Origin of the sequence: Cupriavidus taiwanensis, assembly GCF_900250115.1 — a bacterium.
Lineage (GTDB): Bacteria > Pseudomonadota > Gammaproteobacteria > Burkholderiales > Burkholderiaceae > Cupriavidus > Cupriavidus taiwanensis_B.
This window is the reverse complement of sequence record NZ_LT984804.1, coordinates 664305-685861: the sequence shown is the minus strand read 5'-3', so window position 1 is coordinate 685861 and position 21557 is coordinate 664305. Positions and strand designations below refer to the sequence as shown.

At 68.0% G+C, this 21557-nt stretch carries 18 protein-coding genes; 6 read left to right on the top strand and 12 right to left on the bottom strand.

The annotated features are described in order from the left end of the window. Positions 1–176 precede the first annotated feature (176 nt). Entirely contained in the window at positions 177–1067 is an 891-nt protein-coding gene (locus CBM2586_RS19885; RefSeq protein ID WP_115665273.1) for a LysR family transcriptional regulator, read from the bottom strand. Positions 1068–1171: 104 nt separating this feature from the next. Here CBM2586_RS19885 and CBM2586_RS19880 point away from each other — a divergent pair, with 104 nt between their 5' ends. Genes CBM2586_RS19880 through CBM2586_RS19865 form a run of 4 tightly spaced genes read left to right on the top strand, consistent with a single transcriptional unit; the run spans position 1172 to position 5112 of the window. Continuing rightward, on the top strand, positions 1172–2395 hold the full coding sequence (locus CBM2586_RS19880) for a CaiB/BaiF CoA transferase family protein (RefSeq protein WP_115689376.1): 1224 nt from the start codon (positions 1172–1174) through the stop codon (positions 2393–2395). Next, positions 2392–2853 (top strand): MaoC family dehydratase, encoded by a 462-nt coding sequence (locus tag CBM2586_RS19875; RefSeq protein ID WP_115665275.1) that lies wholly within the window; start codon positions 2392–2394, stop codon positions 2851–2853. Before CBM2586_RS19880 ends, CBM2586_RS19875 begins: the two co-directional genes overlap by 4 nt. 54 nt (positions 2854–2907) lie before the next feature. Next, positions 2908–4068, top strand: coding sequence for an acyl-CoA dehydrogenase family protein (locus CBM2586_RS19870; protein WP_115689374.1), 1161 nt, complete (start codon positions 2908–2910; stop codon positions 4066–4068). A 45-nt stretch (positions 4069–4113) separates the two neighbouring features. Beyond that, complete coding sequence (locus tag CBM2586_RS19865; protein ID WP_115665277.1) at positions 4114–5112, top strand: acyl-CoA dehydrogenase family protein; 999 nt, start codon at positions 4114–4116, stop codon at positions 5110–5112. Between the two features lie 30 nt (positions 5113–5142). Here CBM2586_RS19865 and CBM2586_RS19860 read toward each other — a convergent pair whose 3' ends face one another. From CBM2586_RS19860 to CBM2586_RS19825, 8 genes are all read right to left on the bottom strand, one after another. Further along, positions 5143–6696 (bottom strand): SpoVR family protein, encoded by a 1554-nt coding sequence (locus CBM2586_RS19860; RefSeq protein WP_115665278.1) that lies wholly within the window; start codon positions 6694–6696, stop codon positions 5143–5145. A gap of 127 nt (positions 6697–6823) precedes the next feature. Continuing rightward, positions 6824–8086, bottom strand: a complete 1263-nt coding sequence (locus tag CBM2586_RS19855; RefSeq protein ID WP_018009015.1) for a YeaH/YhbH family protein — start codon at positions 8084–8086, stop codon at positions 6824–6826. Positions 8087–8123: 37 nt separating this feature from the next. Continuing rightward, positions 8124–10046: a PrkA family serine protein kinase gene (locus CBM2586_RS19850; RefSeq protein ID WP_112774892.1), complete on the bottom strand. Its 1923-nt coding sequence runs from the start codon at positions 10044–10046 to the stop codon at positions 8124–8126. 467 nt (positions 10047–10513) lie between these two features. Next, complete coding sequence (locus tag CBM2586_RS19845) at positions 10514–11701, bottom strand: acyl-CoA dehydrogenase family protein (RefSeq protein WP_115665279.1); 1188 nt, start codon at positions 11699–11701, stop codon at positions 10514–10516. A 135-nt stretch (positions 11702–11836) separates the two neighbouring features. Continuing rightward, positions 11837–12616: an enoyl-CoA hydratase/isomerase family protein gene (locus CBM2586_RS19840; RefSeq protein ID WP_115689373.1), complete on the bottom strand. Its 780-nt coding sequence runs from the start codon at positions 12614–12616 to the stop codon at positions 11837–11839. 20 nt (positions 12617–12636) lie between these two features. Beyond that, entirely contained in the window at positions 12637–13620 is a 984-nt protein-coding gene (locus tag CBM2586_RS19835) for a Bug family tripartite tricarboxylate transporter substrate binding protein (protein WP_115689371.1), read from the bottom strand. Between the two features lie 56 nt (positions 13621–13676). Beyond that, positions 13677–15389 carry a long-chain fatty acid--CoA ligase gene (locus tag CBM2586_RS19830; RefSeq protein ID WP_115665282.1) on the bottom strand — a complete coding sequence of 571 codons (1713 nt, stop codon included), beginning with the start codon at positions 15387–15389 and terminating at the stop codon, positions 13677–13679. 52 nt (positions 15390–15441) lie between these two features. Then, positions 15442–16473 (bottom strand): Bug family tripartite tricarboxylate transporter substrate binding protein, encoded by a 1032-nt coding sequence (locus CBM2586_RS19825; protein WP_115665283.1) that lies wholly within the window; start codon positions 16471–16473, stop codon positions 15442–15444. Between the two features lie 311 nt (positions 16474–16784). Here CBM2586_RS19825 and CBM2586_RS19820 point away from each other — a divergent pair, with 311 nt between their 5' ends. Further along, positions 16785–17957, top strand: a complete 1173-nt coding sequence (locus CBM2586_RS19820; protein ID WP_115689369.1) for an AraC family transcriptional regulator — start codon at positions 16785–16787, stop codon at positions 17955–17957. Between the two features lie 25 nt (positions 17958–17982). On the opposite strand, the gene CBM2586_RS19815 is transcribed toward CBM2586_RS19820, so the two are convergent. The 3 genes from CBM2586_RS19815 to CBM2586_RS19805 form a co-directional block, all read right to left on the bottom strand. Continuing rightward, positions 17983–18189, bottom strand: coding sequence for a DUF6494 family protein (locus CBM2586_RS19815; protein WP_115665285.1), 207 nt, complete (start codon positions 18187–18189; stop codon positions 17983–17985). A 109-nt stretch (positions 18190–18298) separates the two neighbouring features. After that, positions 18299–19543: a CaiB/BaiF CoA transferase family protein gene (locus tag CBM2586_RS19810; protein ID WP_115689367.1), complete on the bottom strand. Its 1245-nt coding sequence runs from the start codon at positions 19541–19543 to the stop codon at positions 18299–18301. Continuing rightward, positions 19543–20457, bottom strand: coding sequence for an SDR family NAD(P)-dependent oxidoreductase (locus CBM2586_RS19805; protein ID WP_115689365.1), 915 nt, complete (start codon positions 20455–20457; stop codon positions 19543–19545). The genes CBM2586_RS19810 and CBM2586_RS19805 overlap by 1 nt, the downstream gene beginning before the upstream one ends. Positions 20458–20646: 189 nt before the next feature. Here CBM2586_RS19805 and CBM2586_RS19800 point away from each other — a divergent pair, with 189 nt between their 5' ends. Continuing rightward, entirely contained in the window at positions 20647–21549 is a 903-nt protein-coding gene (locus tag CBM2586_RS19800) for a LysR substrate-binding domain-containing protein (protein ID WP_012355383.1), read from the top strand. Positions 21550–21557 lie beyond the last annotated feature (8 nt).

The following is a 21557-nucleotide window of genomic DNA, read 5'->3' as shown; positions in this document are numbered from 1 at the left end:
GTTCGGGCTTCAGGAAGACCAGCACGGCGACCGTGCGTTCTGTACTCAGGCGCGGGCTCGATCACCCTAGCGGCTATCAAACTGCACGGGCCGGTCTGGCCGCCTCAACGACGCTCAGACTCTACCGCACTGGTCTGGTCTGAACATACAAGCGGCCAGGCTTCCGCGCTCACCGGTCACTCCACCGCGGCCTGCGCCGCCGCCAGAAAGCGCTGCACCTGGCGGTCGCCGTCATCGGGCCGCGCCGCCAGCGCAATGCCGATGCGGCCCGCCGGCCGCGGGCTCGACAACGGCAGGAAGCGCACGCGCCGGTTGGCATAGCGCGCCGCCACGCTGGGCACCAGTGCCACCCCCAGCCCGCTTTCCACCAGGCTGACCTGGGTCTGCACCTGCACCGCCTCCTGCGTCACGCGCGGCACGAAGCCCGCCTGCTGGCACAGCAGCATCGCCACCGCATGCAGGTTGGGCACCTGCGCCGCCGGATACATGATGAAGGGCTGGTCCGCCAGCGCGCGCAGCGCGACGGCATCCGCGCTCGCCAGCGGGCTGTCGGCCGGCACCGCGGCGACGAAGACATCGTTTTCCAGCGGCGTCAGCGCGTAGTCGCCGCTGCTCAGGATCGGAAAGCGCACCAGCCCGGCATCGATCTGGTGCTTTTGCAGGCGGTCCAGGATCGCGGCGGTGGTGGATTCATGCAGGATCAGCTCGATGCCCGGATGCGCGGCGCGGAAGGCGGGGATCAGCTTGGGCAGCAGCGCATAGGTGGCCGAGCCGATAAAGCCGATGCGCAACGCGCCGCGCTCGCCCTGGCCCGCCGCCATCGCCGCGGCGCGCGCCTGCTGGGCGTGGAACAGCGCCCGGCGCGCGTCATGCAGCGCGGCCTCGCCCGCCTGCGTCAGCCGCACCCCGCGCGAGGTGCGCACGAACAGCGCCGTGCCGAGCTGCTCCTCGAGCTTGCGGATCGAGATCGAAAGCGGCGGCTGCGCCATGTGCAGCCGTTCGGCGGCGCGGTGGAAGTTGCCGGTCTCGGCCAGGGCGACGAACTGCTGCAGTTGGCGCAGGTCCATGGGCTGCAATATCCAGAGAATATCGATTCCTAAAAAACTAATATTAGACCACCCGGTCCCACTGATCTACCCTGTGGCCCACAGTACAAGACATCGGAGACACTATGCTGCCGCTTGCAGGCATCCGCGTGGTCGACCTGTCCACGGTGGTGATGGGGCCATATGCCAGCCAGTGGCTGGCCGACCTGGGCGCCGAGGTGATCAAGGTCGAGCCGCCCGAGGGCGATTCCACACGCCGCACCGGGCCCGCCGCCGAACCCGGCATGGCGGCGATCTTCCTCGGCGTCAACCGCGGCAAGCGCAGCGTGGTGCTGGACCTGAAGCAGCCCGCGGCGCAAGCTGCGCTGGCGCGCGTGCTGGAGCGCGCCGACGTGCTGATGCACAGCATGCGGCCGCAGAAGCTGGCCGCGCTGGGGCTGGACCCCGACACCGTGCGGGCGCGCCACCCGGACCTGGTCTTCGTCAGCCTGCTGGGCTTTGCCGAGGACGGCCCCTATGGCGGCCGGCCGGCCTACGACGACATCATCCAGGGCCTGGCGGGCAATGCCGCGCTGATGGTGGCGCAGACCGGCGACAGCCGCTACTTCCCCACCATTGCCGCGGACAAGACCAGCGGGCTGGTGGCGGCGCTGTCGGTGTGCGCGGCGCTGGCCGGCCGCGCGCGGCGCCAGGCCAACGGCGGCAGCGGTCACGGCACGCTGGTCGAGGTGCCGATGTTCGAATCGATGGTGGCGTTCAATCTGGTCGAGCACTTCTACGGCCGCCATTTCGAGCCGCCGCGCGGCCCCAGCGGCTATCCGCGCGTGCTGGCGCCGTTGCGCCGTCCGTACCGCAGCGCCGACGGCCATGTCTGCATGATGCCGTACACCGATGCGCACTGGCGCGACTTCTTCCACGCCGCCGGGCGCCCGGAACTGGCTGCCGACCCGCGCTTTGCCGATATCGCGGCCCGCACCGAGCATATCGAGACCCTCTACGAACTGACCGGGGAGATCGTGCAGGCGCACAGCACCGCGCACTGGGTGGCACTGTGCGAACGGCTGCAGATCCCGGTGGCACGCATCAACGCGCTGGACGACCTGCCGCACGATCCGCACCTGGCCGCCACCGGCTTCTTTGAAACCGCCGACGACCCGGCCATGGGCAGGCTGCGCTTTCCGGGCGCGCCGGTGCGCTTCGACGGCCAGCGCGCGCCGCTGGCGCTTCCGCCGCGGCTGGGCGAGCACACCGGCGAGGTGCTGGCCGAGGCCGGCCTCGGCCCCGAACAGATCGCACAACTGCAACAGAGCGGCGCCGCGCGCTGCGCCCCCGCCACGGAGACACCATGACGCACGCAGAACTGCCCCGCCTGGGCCAGGGCTTCTACTGGCAAGACCTGCACGAGGGCCAGGCCTTCCGCACCTTCGCCCGCACCGTCACCGAGACCGACCTGGTCAACTTCATCTCGGTCACCGGCATGGTCGAGGCCATCTTTATCGAAGCCGGCTATGACGGCGGCGCGATCCAGGGCCGGCCGGTGCCGGCGGCGCTGACCTATACCCTGATCGAGGGCTTCATCCTGCAGACCATGATCCAGGGCACCGGCCTGGCGATGCTGGAACTGACGCAGCAGATCCACGGCCCGGTGCTGGTCGGCGACACCATCCATGCCACCGTGACCGTGGCCGGCATCCGCCCGACCTCGCGCAGCGGCCGCGCCGTGGTGGATTCACGCATCGAGGTGTTCAACCAGCGGGGGGAGCAGGTCATGACCTACACCGCGCGCCGGCTGCTGGCAGGACGGTGACGCTGCGCGGAATCTAAAGCACGCCTCTGCAATATCAAGCGACAGGACTCAAACGTGACCGCATTGCTTTCCACCTTCACCCTCACCACACTGCCGCCACACGCCGTCGCCTTCCGCGCCGAAGTGCGGGCGTTCCTGGACCAACACCTGCCGGCGCTGCCGCCGGAAACACGGGCGCGCTCGTGGATGGGCTTCGATGCCGGCTTCAGCCGGGCGCTCGCCGCGCGCGGCTGGGTCGGCATCACGCTGCCGGCGCAGTACGGCGGCGCGGGACTGGACCCGTTCTCGCGCTTCGTGCTGGTGGAAGAGCTGCTGGCGTGCGGCGCGCCGGTGTCGGCGCACTGGATCGCCGACCGCCAGAGCGGCCCGCTGATCCTGCGCTACGGCAACGACGCGCAGAAAGCGCGCTACCTGCCCGCCATCAGCCGCGGCGAGGCCTTCTTCTGCATCGGCATGAGCGAGCCCAATTCCGGCTCGGACCTGGCCAGCGTGGCCACGCGCGCGGTGCGCCAGCCGGACGGCGGCTGGCGCCTGAACGGGCGCAAGATCTGGACTACCAACGCCGACCGCTGCCACTTCATGATCGCGCTGGTGCGCACCTCGGGCACGCCGCAGGACCGGCAGGCCGGGCTGTCGCAGTTCATCGTCGACCTGCATGCGCCCGGCGTCACGGTGCGGCCGATCCACGATCTGACCGGCGATGCGCACTTCTCGGAAGTGACCTTCGACGACGTGGCGCTGGAACCGGATGCGCTGGTCGGCAACGTAGGCAGCGGCTGGGAGCAGGTCAACGCCGAGCTGGCGTTCGAGCGCAGCGGCCCGGAGCGGCTGTATTCCAGCGTGGTGCTGCTCGACACCTGGCTCGACGCGCTGCGCCGGCTGCCGCCGGCGCGGCGCGACACCGTCACCGCGGGCCGCCTCGCCGGCCACCTGGCGGTGCTGCGCGCGATGTCGCTGGCGGTCACGGCGCGGCTGGCCGGCGGTGAAAGCCCGGTGGTGGAGGCGGCGCTGGTCAAGGACCTGGGCACCACCTTCGAGCAGTCGGTGCCAGCACTGGTGGAAGCCGCGCTCGGCGACGAACCGGCACTCGCGGCCGACGGAGCGCTGTACCGCACCCTGGCCTATGTCACGCAGATCGCGCCGTCGTATTCATTGCGCGGCGGCACCCGCGAAATCCTGCGCGGCATGATCGCGCGCGGGCTCGGCCTGCGCTGAGCGTTGCCGCGTCCCCGCCGACCGTCATCCTGAACGAGATTGCCCATGCATAACGCCTACTCCGATGCCCTCGACGCGCTGCTGCGCGACTGCTGCACGCCCGCCACGGTGCGCTCGCTGGAACGGCAGGCCGACCCGCAGCCGCTTTGGCAAGCACTGCGCGATAGCGGCTTCGCCGACTGCCTGCTGCCGGAAGCCGCGAACGGCGCCGCGCTGCCGCTGCGCGAGCTGGCGCCGGTGCTGTTCGTCACCGGCCGCCATGCCCTGCCGCTGCCGCTGGCGCAGACCATGTTCGCGCGCGCGCTGCTGCATGCCAGCGGCGTCGCGCTGCCCGACGGCCCGATCGCGCTGGCCAGCTTCGACGACGGCGCCGCCGCCACGCTGGTGGCGGACGCGCGCCATGCGCAGTGGTTCCTGCTGCAGGACGGCGAGCGCTGCCTGCTGCTGCCCGCCCCGGCGGCGCACGCCGAGGCCACCGGCGCGCACGGCGACCTGACCCTGCGCGTGCCGCGCCCCGACGCCGCCGCGCCCGCGGCATTCCAGCTGCCGGCCGGCACCGTGCGCTCGCTGGGCGCGTGCCTGCATGCGGCACAACTGGCCGGGGCCCTGTCGCATGTGCTTGACGTTACGCTGCAATACGCCAACGACCGCCAGCAGTTCGGCCGCGCCATCGGCAAGTTCCAGGCGATCCAGCACCAGGTCAGCGAGATGGCCGAGCATGTCGCTGCGGCGCGGGTGGCGGCGCAGCTGGCCTGCGACAGCGACGGCGCCACGCCCGAGCCGCTGCGCGCGGCGATCGGCAAGCTGCGCGCCAGCGACGCGGTCACGCCGGTGGCCGCGATCGCCCATGCCGTGCATGGCGCGATCGGCATTACCGAGGAATATGACCTGCAGCTCTATACGCGCCGGCTGCATGCGTGGCGCGTGGCGGACGGGTCGGAACGCTGGTGGAGCCGCGTGCTGGGCGAAGCGGCCTGTGCCAGCGACGGCCGCAAGGCGGTGGAACTGGTGCGCGACTGGTGCGAGCCGGCGCCCGCCGCCTGACGCGGCGGGGCCAGGGGCGCCGGCTGCCGGTCAGGCGGCCAGGCTCAGTCCGCTGCCGTGCGGGCGGCGGTGGCGGCGCTCAGGCTTGCATTCGTACTTGAGCTCGGTGCGGCCGTCTTCATAGGCCACTTCCAGCCGCACGGTAAAGCCCCACAGCCGGGTCACGTGCCGCACCACTTCATCGAAGTTGTGCGCCAGCGGACGCCGGTCGTTCTGCAGGTGGCGCAGCGTCAGCGAGCGGTCGCCGCCGACATCGACGTTGGTGACCTGGATATTGGGCTCCATGCTGGACAGGTCGTACTGCGCCGCCATCAGCTGGCGGATGGCGCGGTAGCCCTCGTCGTCATGGATCGCGGTGACGCGCAGCTTGCCCTCGCGGTCATCGTCCAGCACCGAGAACAGCTTGAGCTCGCGGATCACGCGCGGCGACAGGAACTGCAGCAGGAAGCTCTCGTCCTTGAAGTTGCGCATGGCGAAGTCCAGGGTCTTGCGCCAGTCGGTGCCGGCGATCTCGGGCGCCCAGCGGTAGTCTTCGTCGGTCGGGCTCTCGCACATGCGGCGCAGGTCCTGGAACATCAGGAAGCCCACCGTGTAGGGGTTCATGCCGCTGTAGTAGGGGCTGTGGTACGGCGGCTGGTAGATGACGTTGGTGTGCGCCTGCAGCAGTTCCATCATGAAGGCGTCGTTGACCAGCTTTTCCTCGTACAGCTGGTTGATGATGGTGTAGTGCCAGAACGTGGCCCAGCCTTCATTCATCACCTTGGTCTGGCGCTGCGGGTAGAAGTACTGCGCGATCTTGCGCACGATGCGCACGATCTCGCGCTGCCATGGGGCCAGCTTGGGCGCGTTCTTCTCGATGAAGTACAGCAGGTTCTCCTGCGGCTCGGGCGGGAACGGCACATCCGGCTCGGGCGTGTCGTCTTCGGACGCCAGCGCGTGCGGCCGGTGCTTGGGCAGCGTGCGCCACAGGTCGTTGACCTGCATCTGCAGATAGTTCTCGCGGTCGGCCTGGCGCGCCTTCTCCTCGGTGATCGACAGCTTCTTGGGCCGCTTGTAGCGGTCCACGCCGTAGTTCTGCAGCGCGTGGCAGGAGTCCAGCAGCAGCTCCACCTCCTGCTCGCCGTAGCGCTGCTCGCACTCGGCCACATAGTTCTTGGCGAACAGCAGGTAGTCGACGATGGCGTCCGCGTTGGTCCAGGTGCGGAACAGGTAGTTGCCCTTGAAGAAGGAGTTGTGGCCGTAGCAGGCATGCGCGATCGTCAGCGCCTGCATCGGCATGGTGTTCTCCTCCATCAGATAGGCGATACAGGGATTGGAATTGATGACGATCTCGTAGGCCAGCCCCATGTGCCCGCGCTGGTAGCTGCGCTCCGACGCCAGGAAGTGCTTGCCGTAGGACCAGTGGCTGTAGCCCACCGGCAGCCCCGCCGACGCATAGGCGTCGAGCATCTGCTCCGCGGTGATGATCTCGATCTGGTTGGGATAGGTATCCAGGCCGAATTCGCCGGCGATGCGGGAAATCTCGCGGTCATACCGGTTGATCAGCTCGAAGGTCCATTCCGAACCCGTGGACAGATAAGCCATCGTCACCCCTTTTGTCCGCGCAAGACAGGCAGGCCGGTGCTTGCGGCACGGGCGCGCCGCCGGCTCCCTGTCTTGCCAATATTGCCCTTTTTACCGCGGCTCGCCGGCAATGGCCGGCCAGCACTGATTATGCCGCGCGTTTCTGGAACAGGTCGTGCAGCACCGGGTAGATCTCGTCCGCGCCGATGATGCGCTGCATTGCAAAGTGATCGAACTGGCTCTTCACCGTCAGATACTCTTCCCAGAGGTTCTGCGGCTCTTCCGACGCTACCTCCACATAGGCGTAATACTGTACCAGCGGCAGGATCGACTCGCGCAGCAGTCGCCCGCACAGCTCGGAATCGCCGGCCCAGTTGTCCCCGTCCGAGGCCTGCGCGCAATAGATGTTCCACTGGCTGGGCGGATAGCGGTCGTGGATGACCTCCACCATCAGCTTGAGCGCGCTCGACACGACGGTGCCGCCGGACTCGCGCGAGTGGAAAAAGTCTTCCTCTTCGACTTCCTTCGCCACGGTGTGATGGCGGATGAACACCACGTCGATGCGCTCGTAGTTGCGCTTCAGGAACAGGTACAGCAGCATGAAGAAGCGCTTGGCCAGGTCCTTGCGGCTCTCGTCCATCGAGCCGGACACGTCCATCAGGCAGAACATCACCGCCTGGGCCTGCGGGCGCTTCTTCAGCACGCGGTTGTTGTAGCGCAGGTCGAGCTTCTCGATAAAGGGGACGCGGTCGATGCAGGCGCGCAGGTGCCGCATCTTCTCCATCAGCTCGAGCGTGCGTTCGGCATACGGTCCGTCCTGCTCGAGCGCCTCGGCATAGGCCAGCTCCAGCTGGCGCAGGCGCTTCTGGTAAGGGCTGGACAAGGCGATGCGCCGCCCCAGCGAGCTGCGCATGGTGCGCAGGATCGACAGGTTGGACGGCGTGCCGTCGATGGAATAGCCGGCGCGCACCTTGCGCACCTCGGCGATCTTGGCGAGGTGGCGCTTGGCCAGGTCCGGCAGCGCCATGTCCTCGAAGAAGAAATTGAGGAAGTCCTCGCGCGACAGCGTGAAGACGAAATCGTCCTCGCCCTCGCCGCTGTCGCTGGCCCGCGAGCCGGTCCCGCCGCCGCCCTGCTGCTGGCGGTCGAAGGAATCGCCCTTGACGAACTTCTTGTTGCCAGGGTGAATCCACTCGCGCCGCCCGCCCGGGCCGTGGTGGAAGATCGGTTCGCTGATGTCCTTGACCGGAATGGACACCTGCCCGCTCTGCTCGATGTCCATGATCTTCCGGCCGGACACCGCCTTTGCCACCGCTTGCCGGATCTGCTCGCGGTAGCGCTTGATGAAGCGTTGCTGGTTGACGGCACTCTTGTTGCCGCCATTTTCGCGCCGATCGATGACCGTAGCCATATGTTGCCCTCGTTGAGAGACCCGTTCCGCGGCGCCGTTACGATGACTTTCTTACGCGCAGATACCACTCCACCAGAAGTCTCACTTGCTTGGGCGTGTACCCCTTCTCGACCATGCGGTTGACGAAGTTCTCGTGCTTGTCCTGGTCTTCGCGCGAAGACTTGGCATTGAACGAGATCACCGGCAGCAGGTCCTCCGTGGTGGAGAACATGCGCTTCTCGATCACCATCCGCAGCTTTTCATAGCTGGTCCAGACCGGGTTCTTGCCGCCATTGTTGGCCCGCGCCCGCAGCACGAAGTTGACGATCTCGTTGCGGAAATCCTTCGGGTTCGAGATACCCGCGGGTTTTTCCACTTTCTCCAGTTCGTCGTTGAGCGCATTGCGATCGAGGATTTCGCCGGTGTTGGGATCGCGGTACTCCTGGTCCTGGATCCACAGGTCGGCGAACACCACATAGCGGTCGAAGATGTTCTGCCCGTACTCCGAATACGACTCCAGGTAAGCGGTCTGGATCTCCTTGCCGATGAACTCCACGAACGGCGTAGTCAGGTACTCCTTGATATACGACAGCAGCTTGGCTTCCTGTTCCGGCGGGAACTGCTCGCGCTCGATCTGCTGCTCGAGCACGTACAGCAGGTGCACCGGGTTGGCCGCCACTTCGGTGTTGTCGAAGTTGAAGACCTTGGACAGGACCTTGAACGCGAAGCGCGTCGACAGCCCGTTCATGCCCTCGTCGATGCCGGCGTAGTCGCGGTACTCCTGGTACGACTTCGCCTTCGGATCCACGTCCTTCAGGCTCTCGCCGTCATAGACGCGCATCTTCGAGAAGATGTTGGAGTTCTCGGGCTCCTTGATGCGCGTGAGCACGGCGAACTGCGCCATCATCTTCAGCGTATTGGGCGCGCATGGCGCGGCCGACAGCGAACTGCTGCGCAACAGCTTGTCGTAGATCTTGACCTCGTCGGACACGCGCAGGCAGTACGGCACCTTGACGATATAGATCCGGTCGAGGAAAGCCTCGTTGTTCTTGTCCGCCTTGAAGGTCTGCCACTCGGCCTCGTTCGAGTGCGCCAGGATGACGCCGTCGAACGGGATCGCGCCGAAGCCTTCCGTGCCCTTGTAGTTGCCTTCCTGGGTCGCGGTCAGCAGCGGGTGCAGCACCTTGATCGGCGCCTTGAACATTTCGACGAACTCGAGCAGGCCGCGGTTGGCCAGGCACAGGCCGCCGGAGTACGAGTACGCGTCCGGGTCGTCCTGCGGGAAGTCCTCGAGCTTGCGGATGTCGACCTTGCCCACCAGCGACGAGATGTCCTGGTTGTTCTCGTCGCCCGGCTCGGTCTTCGAGATTGCGATCTGCGACAGCACCGACGGGCGCAGCTTCACCACCTTGAACCTGGTGATGTCGCCGTTGAATTCGTGCAGGCGCTTCACTGCCCATGGCGAGGCAATGGTATTGAGATAGCGCAGCGGGATGCCGTAGTCCTCTTCCAGGATCTTGCCGTCTTCTTCCGGCGAGAACAGGCCCAGGGGCGACTCGTGGATGGGCGAGCCCTTCAGCGCGTAGATGGGGATCTGTTCCATCAACGCCTTCAGCTTCTCCGCGAGCGAGGACTTGCCGCCGCCGGGAGGCCCGAGCAGATACAGGATCTGCTTGCGCTCTTCCAGGCCCTGCGCGGCGTGCTTGAAGAACGAGACGATCTGCTCGATCGTGTCCTCCATGCCGTAGAAGTCGCGGAAGGCCGGATAGATGCGAATGACCTTGTTGAAGAACAGGCGGGACAGCCTGGGATCGTGGTGGGTATCCACCAGCTCAGGCTGACCGATCGCGGCGAGCATGCGTTCGGCAGCGGTCGCGTAGGCAGTCGGATCCTTCTTGCAGATCTCCAGGTACTCCTGGATGCTGTATTCCTCTTCCTTGCGAGCTTCGAACCGCGTAGCGTAATGGCCAAAAATGTCCATACCTCACTCCCGTCAGAGTTCACGTCCGAGGCGTAGGTAGTGCTACCCCCAAGGCTTCGCGCAACGTTCGCGGTACACCACCCCGGCCTGGCGACCTGTCATGTTGCGAAGTCTTTACTTCATCATAGTCAAATAACGGCGATGGTGGAGTCCGAGTTGACGACGCTGGCATCGATGCAACGGATGTTTCGGTGCTGCCTTCCCGCTGCATTTCCTCCGGATGTTGCTGTCAGCTTTTGGCTGATTTCGACTCGGGCTTCGCCCCCGCGCGCGACGGGCCATTGACCATGCTTGTGACAAACCTTACACCTTTCCCGCGATCCGTGCACATCTGGTTTTGTAACCATAAGCACAAAAGCCGGCACGGGTGCCGGCTTTCATTTTTGTGCAGGTTCTTATGCGTTTTGCACGGCTGGCGCGCACTAGCACACAGACAGTGCTGATAGCGCAGCGCCGGTGCAGGCGGGTCAGAGCGTGCGAGCGACCAGCTCTTTCATGATCTCGTTGGAGCCGCCGAAGATCTTGCTGACGCGTGCGTTCGCATACATGCGCGCGATCGGGTATTCCAGCATGTAGCCGTAGCCGCCGTGCAACTGCAGGCACTCATCGATGACCTGGCAGTTCTGTTGGGTGCACCACCATTTGGCCATCGCCGCGGTCGCCGCATCGAGCTGGCCGTCCATCAGGCGCTGCATGCAGTCGTCGACGAAGGTCGCGGCGATGGTGGCCACGGTCTTGCATTCGGCCAGCTTGAAACGGGTGTTCTGCAGGTCGCCGAGCGGCTGGCCGAACACCTTGCGCTGGCGCACATATTCGGTGGTCAGCTCGATCGCGCGCTGCATGGTGGCGACCGCGCCCAGCGCAATGATCATGCGCTCCTGCGGCAGCTGCTGCATCAGCTGGTAGAAGCCCTGGCCCTCCTGCGTGCCGAGCAGGTTGTCGCACGGCACCAGCACGTCGTCGAAGAACAGCTCGGCGGTGTCCTGGCCCTTCTGCCCGATCTTCTCGAGAATGCGGCCGCGACGGAAGCCCGGCAGGTCGCGGGTTTCCACCATGACCAGCGAAACGCCACGCGAGCCGGCTTCCGGATCGGTCTTGGCCACCACGCAGATCAGGTCGGCGTGGTAGCCGTTGGTGATGAAGGTCTTGGCGCCGTTGATGCGATAGCAGTCTCCGTCCGGGGTCTGTTCGCGCAGCGCGCGGGTGCGTATCGCTTTGAGGTCGGAACCGGCGCCGGGTTCCGACATCGCGATGGCGGCCACCAGTTCGCCGCTGGCCATCTGCGGCAGCCATTTCTGCTTCTGCGCCTCGGTGCCGTAGCGCAGCAGGTAATGCGCCACGATGCCGCTGTGCACGTTGTTGCCCAGGCTGGTGCAGACCGCGCGCGACATCTCCTGGGTGATGATGGCCTCGTGGGCGAAGGTGCCGCCGCCGCCGCCGTATTCCTCGGGGATGCTGGCGCACAGCAGGCCGATCTGGCCGGCGCGGCGCCACATGTCGCGGTCGATGTGGCCCTGTTCGGCCCAGCGGGCCTCGTTGGGGGCGAGTTCGCGCTCGACGAAGCGGCGCACGGTGTCCTGGAACATTTCCAGCTCTTCGTTCATCCAGGGGGTCTGGCGTGCGGCGGGCGCCGCGTTCTGGTCTTGGGATCCCATAAGTCGTAGCGGTATCAGGGTAAACGTGAACAATAGAGCGGCAGGCGTCGGTCGATGCCGGATACCTGCCTATATAAATAGGGGCGAGAACCAGGGCCTAGCCGGTGCTGCGGGGCAGCAAGCCGCGCCGGCCCTTCAGTCCGGCCAGCGGTAGCGCAGCGGCTGCTTGGCCATGAAGCGGTCGGCGGCCTCGCGGCGGTAGCCGGTGGAGAAGGCGATGCCCTGCGCGTCCGCCTCGATCGCCAGCATGGTGCCCAGGTCCTGGCCCAGCGACGCATTGAGCGCCTGCTTGGTCAGGCCGAGCGCCACCGGAGAGGCTTCGGTGAACGCTTGCGCGAGCGCCCGGGCGCGCGCCTGCAGGCCGGCGGCCGGGACGATTTCCATGACGAGGCCAAGGTCTTGCGCGGCCTGCGCATCGAGCTCGCGCATCGAGAACATCAGCGCCTTGGCCCGTTGCAGCCCGATCATGCGCGGCAGCGTGTAGAACACGCCACAGTCCGGCACCAGCCCCATGCGCAGGAACGGCAGCCCGAAGCGCGCGCGCGGCGTGGCCAGGATCAGGTCGGCGGTCAGCGCCAGGCTGAAGCCCGCCCCATAGGCGGCGCCGTCGACCGCGGCGATGACCGGCACGTCGAGCTGGATCAGGTCTTCCAGCCAGCCGTGCAGCTTGCGCAGGCGCCTGCGACCCTGCTCGGCGCTGATCTCGACCTGCATCGAGCTGATGTCGCCGCCCGACGAGGAATCGGTGCCGGCCGCGGTCAGGATCAGGGCGCGCACGCTGTCGTCGTCCCGTATCCGGCGAATCACTTCGCCGATCTCCTCGCGCATCTGCAGCGACAGCGCGTTCTTGCGCGCCGGCGCATCCAGCGTCAGCGTAGCGATGCCGTCCTCCAGGGCAAAACGGATGGTTTCCATGGCTTGTCCTCCGGCCGGTGTCAGTCGAGCTGGATGTTGGCGTCGCGCACGATCCTGGCCCACTTGGGCGTATCGCCGGCGATCACGGCGGCCAGTTCCTGCGGCGTCGAGCCGACCGGCTGCAAACCCATGCCGGCCAGCTTCTGCGTCACTTCGGGCAGCCGCACGATGCGCGCGGTCTCGGCGGCCAGCTTTGCCGTCACGTCCCTGGGCGCGTTGCCCGGCAGGAACAGCCCGAACCAGCCATTGGGCTCGAAGCCCGCCAGGCCCAGCTCGGAGAAGGTCGGCACATTGGGCAGCGCCTTGTAGCGCTGGGTGCCGGTGATGCCCAGGATCCTGAACTTGTTGCTGGTGAGATAAGGGTTGGCCGAGGTCACGTCGACAAAGGCGCTGTCCACCTGGCCGCCGAGCAGGTCGCTCATCAGCGGCGCCGCGCCCTTGTACGGTATATGCGCGATCTCGATGCCGGCCTGCTGCCGCAGCAGTTCGCCGTGCAGGTGCGACGAGGTGCCGTTCCCGTACGAGCCGTAGCTGAGCTTGCCGGATTTGGCCAGTGCCAGGAACTCGCGCATGGTGCTGGCCGGTACCCGGTTGGGCACCACGAACAGGTCGGACGACTTGGCGATCAGCGACACCGGGGTGAAGTCTTTGGCGACGTCGTACGGGATGCGCTTGTACAGCGCCGGCGACTGGATCAGCGCGGTGATCGCCAGCAGCACGGTGTAGCCGTCGGCCGGCGCCTTGGCGACGGTGTCGTTGCCCAGCATGCCGCTGGCGCCGGGCTTGTTTTCCACCACCACCGGCTGGCCCAGGCTTTCGGCCAGGCGCTGGCCGATCAGCCGCCCCACGGTATCGGTGCCGCCGCCGGCCGGATATGGCACGATCAGCCGGATCGGCTTGGCGGGATACGGTTGCTGGGCGAAAGCCTGGCCGGCGCCGCCAAGGATGGCCGCGCCGGCCAGGGTGCCGGCCTGTGCCAGCCAGTTGCGTCTGCTCTGCTGCATGGTGTCTCTCTCTTTGCTGCTCGGTTTGCCGCGCCAGGTCGTGCTTGCCACGGGCGTCAGGCGCGCGGGTTGTCCGCCTGCATCTCGCGCTCCTGCAGGGCGCGCCACAGGATCTTGCCGGTGGCCGACTTGGGCAGCGCGTCGACCACGTCGACGATGCGCGGCACCTTGTACGCGGCCATGTGCTCGCGGCACCAGGCCATGATGCGTTCGGGCTCGGCTTCGGCCGTGCCGCGCGCGTCGGGGCGCAGCGCCACCACCGCCTTGACGGTTTCGCCGCGGCGCTCGTCGCGCGCCGCGATCACGCAGGCCTCGTGGATGGCCGGGTGGCCGTACAGCATGTTCTCCACCTCGGCCGGCCAGACCTTGTAGCCGGACGCATTGATCATGCGCTTGAGGCGGTCGCGCATGAAGAAGTAGCCCTCCTCGTCCATGAAGCCCAGGTCACCGGTGCGCAGGAAGCGCTTGCCGTCGAGCTCGATGAAGGTGGCGGCGTTGGCCTCTTCGTTGTGCCAGTAGCCCTGCATCACCTGGCCGCCGTGGACCACGATCTCGCCGGTCTCGCCGTGCGGCAGCTCGCGCAGCGTCTCGGGGTCGACCACGCGCGCATCCACGCCGAAGGTGGCGATGCCCAGGCATTCGCGCTTGGGCTGGTTGCGCGGGTTCGACAGGATGAAGGCCGCGGTCTCGGTCATGCCGTAGGCCTCGACGTAGGGCAGGCCGAAGCGCTGCTGCAGCATGTTGGCCACCGCTTCCGGCATGGCCGCGCCGCCGCCGCCGACATAGGCCAGGCTGGACAGGTCGCGCGCGTCGATGCCCGGCTGGGAGAAGAAGTCCACCATCATCGCCGGCGGCGCGCCCCACACCGAGACGCGGTAGCGCTCGATCAGGTCCGCGGCCAGCACCCGCTCCCAGCGCGGCATCAGCACCACCGTCGCGCCCAGGTAGAGCGGCGAGTTCATGCAGTTCTGCATGCCCAGCAGGTGGAACATCGGCGCCACCGCCAGCACCACGGATTCCGGCGTGGCGCCGCGCCAGATCACCGAGCCGGCGGCCGCGGTCATCAGCGTGCCGTGGGTATGCATGCAGCCCTTGGGGTTGCCGGTGGTGCCGGAGGTATAGGCCAGCATGCACAGCGTGTCGTGGCCGGCCTGGTGCGGCTGCGGCCGGTGTCCGGCGTGGCTGGCCTCGTCCCAGGCCACCGGCAGCGCGCCCGAGGGTGCTGCCTGCGGTGCGGGCGGCGGCTCGCGCAGCCAGGCCGGCACCGGCAGGCCGCCGTCGTCGCGCAGCATGCCCGCGTAGTCGTGCAGGATCACGTGGCGCAGCGCCGGGCCGTGCAGCGGCGCCATGCGCGGGTACAGCTCGCCTCCGGCGAAGGCGGCGACCGCGCCGCTGTCCTGCACCACGTGGGTGAGCTCGGCTTCCAGCCACATCGGGTTGGCGGGCACGACCACGCCCTCGGCGCGCAGGATGGCGTAGTAGGCAATGATGAACTGCGGGCAGTTCTGGCTGAACAGCACCACACGGTCGCCGGGCTGGATGCCGCAGGCCTGCTGCAGGTAGCCGGCCATGCGCTCGATCTCTTCACGCAGCTCGCCGTACGAAATCGCGGTGCCGAAGTACTGGATCGCGGTCTTGTCCGGATAGCGCTGCGCCGCGACCTCGACGTTGTAGAACAGGCTGGTGCGCGGAGTATGCAGCGTGGCCGGCAGGCCCGGCGGCCAGGCGGGGGAACGGAACGGCTGGGTGGTGCGTGTGGCAGGACTCATTGCAGCAATTGGTAGTCAGATGCGAATCAGATACAGGTCAGGCGCGGCAGGCTCAGTCGAGGCGGATATTGCGCGTGCGGATCACCTTGCCCCAGCGCACGTAGTCGGCCTGGATGGTCTGGGCGAACGCGTCCGGCGTGCTGCCGGTCAGGATCACGCCAAGCTCGTTCATGCGCTTGCGCACGTCGGGCTGCGCCAGCACGCGGTTGACGTCCGAAGAGAACTTCTCGACGATCGGTCGCGGCGTGGCGGCCGGCAGCAGCAGGCCGAACCAGCCCATCGCGTCCATGCCCTCGATGCCGGCCTCGCGGAAAGTGGGCACGTCCGGCAGTTGCGGCGCGCGCGCGGGTCCGGTCACCGCCAGCGCGCGCAGGCGGCCGGTGGCGACATGGGGCTTGGCCCCCATCACCGAGATCACCGCGGCCGGCACCTGGCCGCCGAGCAGGTCGTTCAGCTCCGGCGCCTCGCCCTTGTACGAGACATGGAGCATGTCGATCTTGGCGGCGTCGTTGAAGACCTCGCCATACAGGTGGCCGCTGGAGCCCGCGCCGAACGAGCCATAGGAGAACTGCCTGGGCTTGGCGCGCACCAGCGCGATGAAGTCCTTCAGGTTGGTGGCCGGCACGGCGTTGCTGTTGACCGCGAACACCAGGTTGGTGGTGCCGAGCTCGGACACGGCGGCAAAGTCCTTCACCGGGTCGTACGGCGCGCGGGCGTACAGGCTCGGCGCCTGCACCAGCGGCGTGATCGTCAGCAGCGCGGTATGGCCGTCGGCCTCGGCACGGGCGACCACTTCGGCGCCCAGCATGCCGCTGGCGCCCGGGCGGTTCTCCACCACCACCGGGCGCTTCCACTGCTTGCCCAGGCCTTCGGCCAGCGCGCGCGCCAGCACGTCGGTGGCGCCGCCGGCGGGGAACGGCACCACCATGCGCACGGTGCGCGCCGGGAAGTCGGCCTGGGCATGGGCCACGCCCGCCCCCAGCATGCCGGCTGCCAGTCCGCTCCACGCCAGCAATCCCGCGCCCAGGCGGGCGAGGGTACGGCGACGCGGACTACGCTCCCCATTACGACGATCTGCCTGCATGTGCTGTCTCCTTTGGTTTTTCCGTGGGCGGGCACGGGTTTTTGCCGCGTGGCTTGATCCGCCCGGGCCGGTGGGCCGGCCTTGTAGAGGTACTTGCCGGAGAGTGCGCGATGCTGCGGTGCTTGGACAATGACCAGACGGGCCAAAATGATTGGCCGAATCGCTCAGGCGGAAGGCAGGCTTTGGCAAATCCCGATTGTGCGGCGCCGCGCGGGCTTGCTAAGGTGGCGCCATGATGTGCCCGGAGGCCCGCACAGTCGGAAATCGCCCGAACCGGCCGGCACCGGCGCGTCGCCGTGACGAGGAAACCCATGCAAACAGCCGTTCTGCCATCGCTGCGCCCGCCGCTGCCGGGCAAGCCGCACATTCCCGGCCACGCACTGGCGGGAGTGCGCCTGCGCGACGCCGGCAGCCCGGCGGCAGCGGGGACGACGATGGAGCCGCCCGCGCCGGCCCGCCACACCATTGCCATCCAGCATGTGACCCATATCCTGCAGGGCGCGCGGCGGCTCGGCTACGACATCGATGCGCTGCTGCGCCGCGCCGATATCTCGCCGGCGCTGCTGGCCTCGCCCAGCGCGCGCGTGACGCAGGGCCAGTATGCGGCGCTGATCCGCACGCTGCGCCGGGTCATGCGCGACGAGCTATGGGGCCTGCTGGACCGCCCCGTGACGCCGGGCGTGTTCGCGCAGGTGTGCCGCAGCCTGGTCCATTGCGCCACGCTCGAAGACGCCATCCGCACCGGGCTGCGCCTGTACCGCCAGCATATCGACGCCTTCGCGCCGCGCCTGCATGTGGGCGCCGACGGCAACACCGCCGCGGTGGTGCTGCATCCGCGCGCGCCCGCCTCGGCCTGCCGCAGCTTTGCCGAATCGACCTTCGTGTTCCATGCCTATGCGCTGGTCAGCTGGCTGGTTGCCGGGCAGATCCCGCTGACGCGCGTCGACCTGAGCGCCGCCGCGTCGCCGGGCCGCACCGATACCGAGCGCGTGTTCAAGGCCCAGGTCAGCTACGGCCAGCCGGTCACCGCGCTGCACTTCGACGCCGCCTCGCTGCGCCTGCCGGTGATGCAGGACGCCGCGAGCCTGCGCGACTTCCTGCACGAGACCCCGCGCAACCTGCTGATCCGCTACCGCGACAACAGCTGCCTGGCGGAACGCATCCGCCAGCACCTGCGCTCGCACCTGGACGACGAACTGCCGTCGCTCGAGCAGATGGCGCAGCTGCTGCGGCTCACGCCGCAGACCCTGCGCCGCCGCCTGCGCGACGAAGGGCGTGGCTACCAGAGCATCAAGGACAACCTGCGGCGCGACGTGGCCATCGGCATGATGGAGCGCCCCGGCATGACGCTGCAGGACGTGGCGCTGCGGCTCGGCTTTTCCGAGCCCAGCACCTTCCACCGCGCCTTCAAGAAATGGACCGGCGTGGCGCCGGGGGAATACCGGATGCGCGGCATGCGCGCCGGGGAGGTACCGGCGGCGTAGGCGAAGTGGGCGGCGCGGCGCCGGCTTACTCGAGCCGGATCTCGCCGTCGAAGCGCGCCTGCAGCTTCACCGCCGCCAGCTCCAGCGTCACCGACACCGGCAGGTGTTCGTTGCCGGCCAGCGTGCCGTCGGCCACGGCCCGGGCGACGGCCTGCTCGATCTCGCGCTGGGAATTCACGCCGACCACCTTCAAAAACTTGCGGATGCTGAGGTTGAAGGTCTCTTCGTCCATGGCTGTCTCCGGGAAGGGAGCGGCATGCGGCCGCCACCCGCACAGCCTACGCCAGTGACGGCATCCGTGCAGCGGCGCGCCGGCAGCTTGCGGCCGGGCGCGCACGCGCTTAAACCACGCCCTGCTCGCGCAGCCGGGCGATGCGCTCGGCCGACAAGCCCAGCACCGTCTGCAGCACCTGCCCGGTATGCTGGCCCAGCCGCGGCGGCGGCGCGTCGTATTGCACCGGGGTGGCCGACAGCCGCAGCGGGCTCTTGACGGTCGGGCACAGGCTGCCGTCGTCGCGCACCAGGTCGACCTGCAGCTCGCGATGCCGTACCTGGGGATCTTCCAGCACCTGGCCATAGTCGTTGATCGGCCCGCACGGGATGCCCTGCGCTTCCAGCGCCTGCACCCAGTGCGCGGTCGGGCGCGTGCGCATATGCGCTTCGAGCAGCGGCACCAGCGTGTCGCGGTGGATGATGCGGCCGGGGCCGGTGGCAAAGCGCTCGTCGGCGGCCAGGTCGGGACGCTCGACGCCGCGGCAATACGCCTGCCACTGCCCGTCGTTGCCGGCGGCGACGATCATGTAGCCGTCGGCGGTGGCGAACACATGGTAGGGGACCATGTTGGCGTGCGCGTTGCCGTAGCGCGGCATGGCCTGGCCGGTGACGCGCTGCGCGATGATGGGGGTGGCGCCGACCGCCACCACCGCATCGAGCAGCGCCATGTCGATATGCTGGCCCTCGCCGGTGCGTTCGGCATGGCGCAGCGCGGCCAGCACCGCCACGGTGGCGTACATGCCGGTCAGCATGTCGACCACCGCCACGCCCACCTTCTGCGGCCCGCCGCCGGGCAGGTCGTCGCGCTCGCCGGTGACGCTCATCAGGCCGCCCAGGCCCTGGAAGATGAAGTCGTAACCGGGCTTGTGCGCGCTCGGCCCGGTCTGGCCGTAGCCCGTGATCGAACAGTAGACCAGCGCCGGGTTGACCGCCTTCAGGCTGTCGTAGTCCAGCCCGTAGCGCTTGAGGTCGCCGACCTTGTAGTTCTCCAGCACGATCTGCGACTTCGCCGCCAGCTCGCGCACGATCTGCTGCCCTTGCGGGCTGGCGATATCGAGCGTGACCGACTGCTTGCCGCGGTTGGCGCCGGCAAAGTAGGTGGCGTCGCGCGACGGCTGCCCGTCCGCGCCGGGCAGCCAGGGCGGCCCCCAGGAACGGGTATCGTCGCCCGCGCCGGGGCGCTCCACCTTGATCACCTCGGCGGCCAGGTCCGCCAGGTTCTGCGCGCACCACGGGCCCGCCAGGATGCGCGACAGGTCCAGCACGCGCACGCCGGCAAGCGCGCCGCGCACCGGTGCTTGGCGGTCCGTCATCAGATCGGGTCCCAGCTGATCACGTCGGGCGAGCGCTCCAGCTTGAAGAAGCTGCTGCGCATCGCCGCCATGGCGACCTCGCCCACCGACTCGGGCGTCCAGCCCTCGCTCATGTGGACCGAGCGCACCGGGCGCGGCTGGCTCATCAGGATGATCTCGTTGGCGCGCACCGCGAAGATCTGGCCGTTGACCTCGCTCGCCGCCGGGCTTGCCAGGTAGACCGCGACCGGGCCGATCTTGCCGGCTTCCATCTTCTGCAGCTTGGCCACGCGCGCCTTTTCTTCCGGCGTTTCGGCCGGGATCGAGCTGGTCATGCGGCTCCACGCGAACGGCGCGATGCAGTTGGAGCGCACGTTGAAGCGCTGCATGTCGAGCGCGATCGACTTCGACAGCGCGGCGATGCCCAGCTTGGCCGCCGAGTAGTTGGCCTGGCCCAGATTGCCGATCAGGCCCGAGGTCGAGGTCATGTGCACGTAGGCGCCGCTCTCCTGGTCCTTGAAGTAGTTGGCCGCGGCACGGCTGACGAAGAAGGTGCCGTTCAGGTGCACGTCGATCACCGAGCGCCATTCTTCCTCGTTCATCTTGAAGAACATGCGGTCGCGCAGGTTGCCGGCGTTGTTGACCACGGCGTCGATGCGGCCGAAGTTGTCGAGCGCGCATTGCACGATGGCGTTGGCGCCGGCCCAGGTCGACACGCTGTCGGTGTTGGCCACGGCTTCGCCGCCGGCGGCGCGGATCTCCTCGACCACGCGCTGCGCGGGGCCGGCGTCGCCGCCCTCGCCCGACATCGACACACCCAGGTCGTTCACCACCACCCTGGCACCGGCGGCCGCCATGGCCAGCGCGATGCCGCGCCCGATCCCACCCCCAGCGCCCGTTACCAGCGCGACCTTGCCTGCCATCAAACCGCTCATTGCCTTGCTCCTCTGAATACTTTTTGTGCGGTCACCGACCGCGAACCCGGCGAAACAGCCTTGCGCGGCGGACAGCGCCCGCCCGTGCGGTCAATCCGGATGTCCACGCCGCAGCGGATACGATAAATTGACGCCCGAGCGTTTGGAATTCACGAATCACAAAACTGGCCTTTGGCCTGACGGAAGCCCATGCATTACGACCTGACCGACCTCCGCCTCTTCCTGAATGTCGGCGAGACGGAGAACCTGACCCGTGCCGCCGAGCGCAGCTTTCTGTCGCTGCCCGCCGCCAGTACGCGGATCAAGCAGCTGGAAGAGGCGTTCCAGACACAATTGCTGATCCGTCAGGTCAAGGGCGTGCGGCTCACGCCGGCGGGCGATGCGCTGCTGCGGCACGCGCGCGAGGTCTTCCGCGAACTCGAATGCCTGCACGCGGACCTGCGCCCGTATGCCAAGGGGGTGAAGGGGCGCGTGCGGCTGCTGGCCAACACCACCGCGACCAACTCGTTCCTCGCCACCGGCGTGTCGCGCTTCCTGAGCGAGAACCCGGACGTCGACATCGAGCTGGAAGAGCACCTGTCGCAGGAGATCGTGTCGGCGATCAGCGCCGGCGCGGCCGACCTCGGCATCGTCGCCGGCGAGGTCGCGACCCAGGACCTGGATGCGATGCACCTGTGCAGCGACGCGCTGATCGTGATCGCACCGGTCAACCATCCGCTGCCGACCTTCAAGCGGCTGCATTTCGCCGACCTGCTCGATACCTGCCGCTTCGTCGGCCTGAACCAGTTCAGCGCGATCCAGTCCTTCCTCGACCGCATTGCCGCCGGCATGGGCAAGCGCATCAGCCTGCGGATCCAGGTGGGCAGCTTCGACGCGGTATGCCGCATGGTCGAGGCCGGCGCGGGCATCGCCATCGTGCCGAACAGCTGCGCGCGCCGCTATGCCAGCCGCAAGGTGCTGCGCTTTATCCCGCTGGAAGACGAATGGGCCAGGCGCGAGCTGCGTTTGGTGCGCCGGCCGGGGCGCGAGCTGCCGCAGTTCGCCGAAACCCTGATCCAGTACCTGGTCGACGCCGCGCGCGAGCCCGTGTAGCGCCGCGC

Coding starts and splice junctions, on each gene's coding strand:
- CBM2586_RS19885 (WP_115665273.1), bottom strand. CDS start 1,067: ATGGACCTGCGCCAACTGCAGCAGTTCGTCGCCCTGGCCGAGACCGGC.
- CBM2586_RS19880 (WP_115689376.1), top strand. CDS start 1,172: ATGCTGCCGCTTGCAGGCATCCGCGTGGTCGACCTGTCCACGGTGGTG.
- CBM2586_RS19875 (WP_115665275.1), top strand. CDS start 2,392: ATGACGCACGCAGAACTGCCCCGCCTGGGCCAGGGCTTCTACTGGCAA.
- CBM2586_RS19865 (WP_115665277.1), top strand. CDS start 4,114: ATGCATAACGCCTACTCCGATGCCCTCGACGCGCTGCTGCGCGACTGC.
- CBM2586_RS19860 (WP_115665278.1), bottom strand. CDS start 6,696: ATGGCTTATCTGTCCACGGGTTCGGAATGGACCTTCGAGCTGATCAAC.
- CBM2586_RS19855 (WP_018009015.1), bottom strand. CDS start 8,086: ATGGCTACGGTCATCGATCGGCGCGAAAATGGCGGCAACAAGAGTGCC.
- CBM2586_RS19850 (WP_112774892.1), bottom strand. CDS start 10,046: ATGGACATTTTTGGCCATTACGCTACGCGGTTCGAAGCTCGCAAGGAA.
- CBM2586_RS19845 (WP_115665279.1), bottom strand. CDS start 11,701: ATGGGATCCCAAGACCAGAACGCGGCGCCCGCCGCACGCCAGACCCCC.
- CBM2586_RS19840 (WP_115689373.1), bottom strand. CDS start 12,616: ATGGAAACCATCCGTTTTGCCCTGGAGGACGGCATCGCTACGCTGACG.
- CBM2586_RS19835 (WP_115689371.1), bottom strand. CDS start 13,620: ATGCAGCAGAGCAGACGCAACTGGCTGGCACAGGCCGGCACCCTGGCC.
- CBM2586_RS19830 (WP_115665282.1), bottom strand. CDS start 15,389: ATGAGTCCTGCCACACGCACCACCCAGCCGTTCCGTTCCCCCGCCTGG.
- CBM2586_RS19825 (WP_115665283.1), bottom strand. CDS start 16,473: ATGCAGGCAGATCGTCGTAATGGGGAGCGTAGTCCGCGTCGCCGTACC.
- CBM2586_RS19820 (WP_115689369.1), top strand. CDS start 16,785: ATGCAAACAGCCGTTCTGCCATCGCTGCGCCCGCCGCTGCCGGGCAAG.
- CBM2586_RS19815 (WP_115665285.1), bottom strand. CDS start 18,189: ATGGACGAAGAGACCTTCAACCTCAGCATCCGCAAGTTTTTGAAGGTG.
- CBM2586_RS19810 (WP_115689367.1), bottom strand. CDS start 19,543: ATGACGGACCGCCAAGCACCGGTGCGCGGCGCGCTTGCCGGCGTGCGC.
- CBM2586_RS19805 (WP_115689365.1), bottom strand. CDS start 20,457: ATGAGCGGTTTGATGGCAGGCAAGGTCGCGCTGGTAACGGGCGCTGGG.
- CBM2586_RS19800 (WP_012355383.1), top strand. CDS start 20,647: ATGCATTACGACCTGACCGACCTCCGCCTCTTCCTGAATGTCGGCGAG.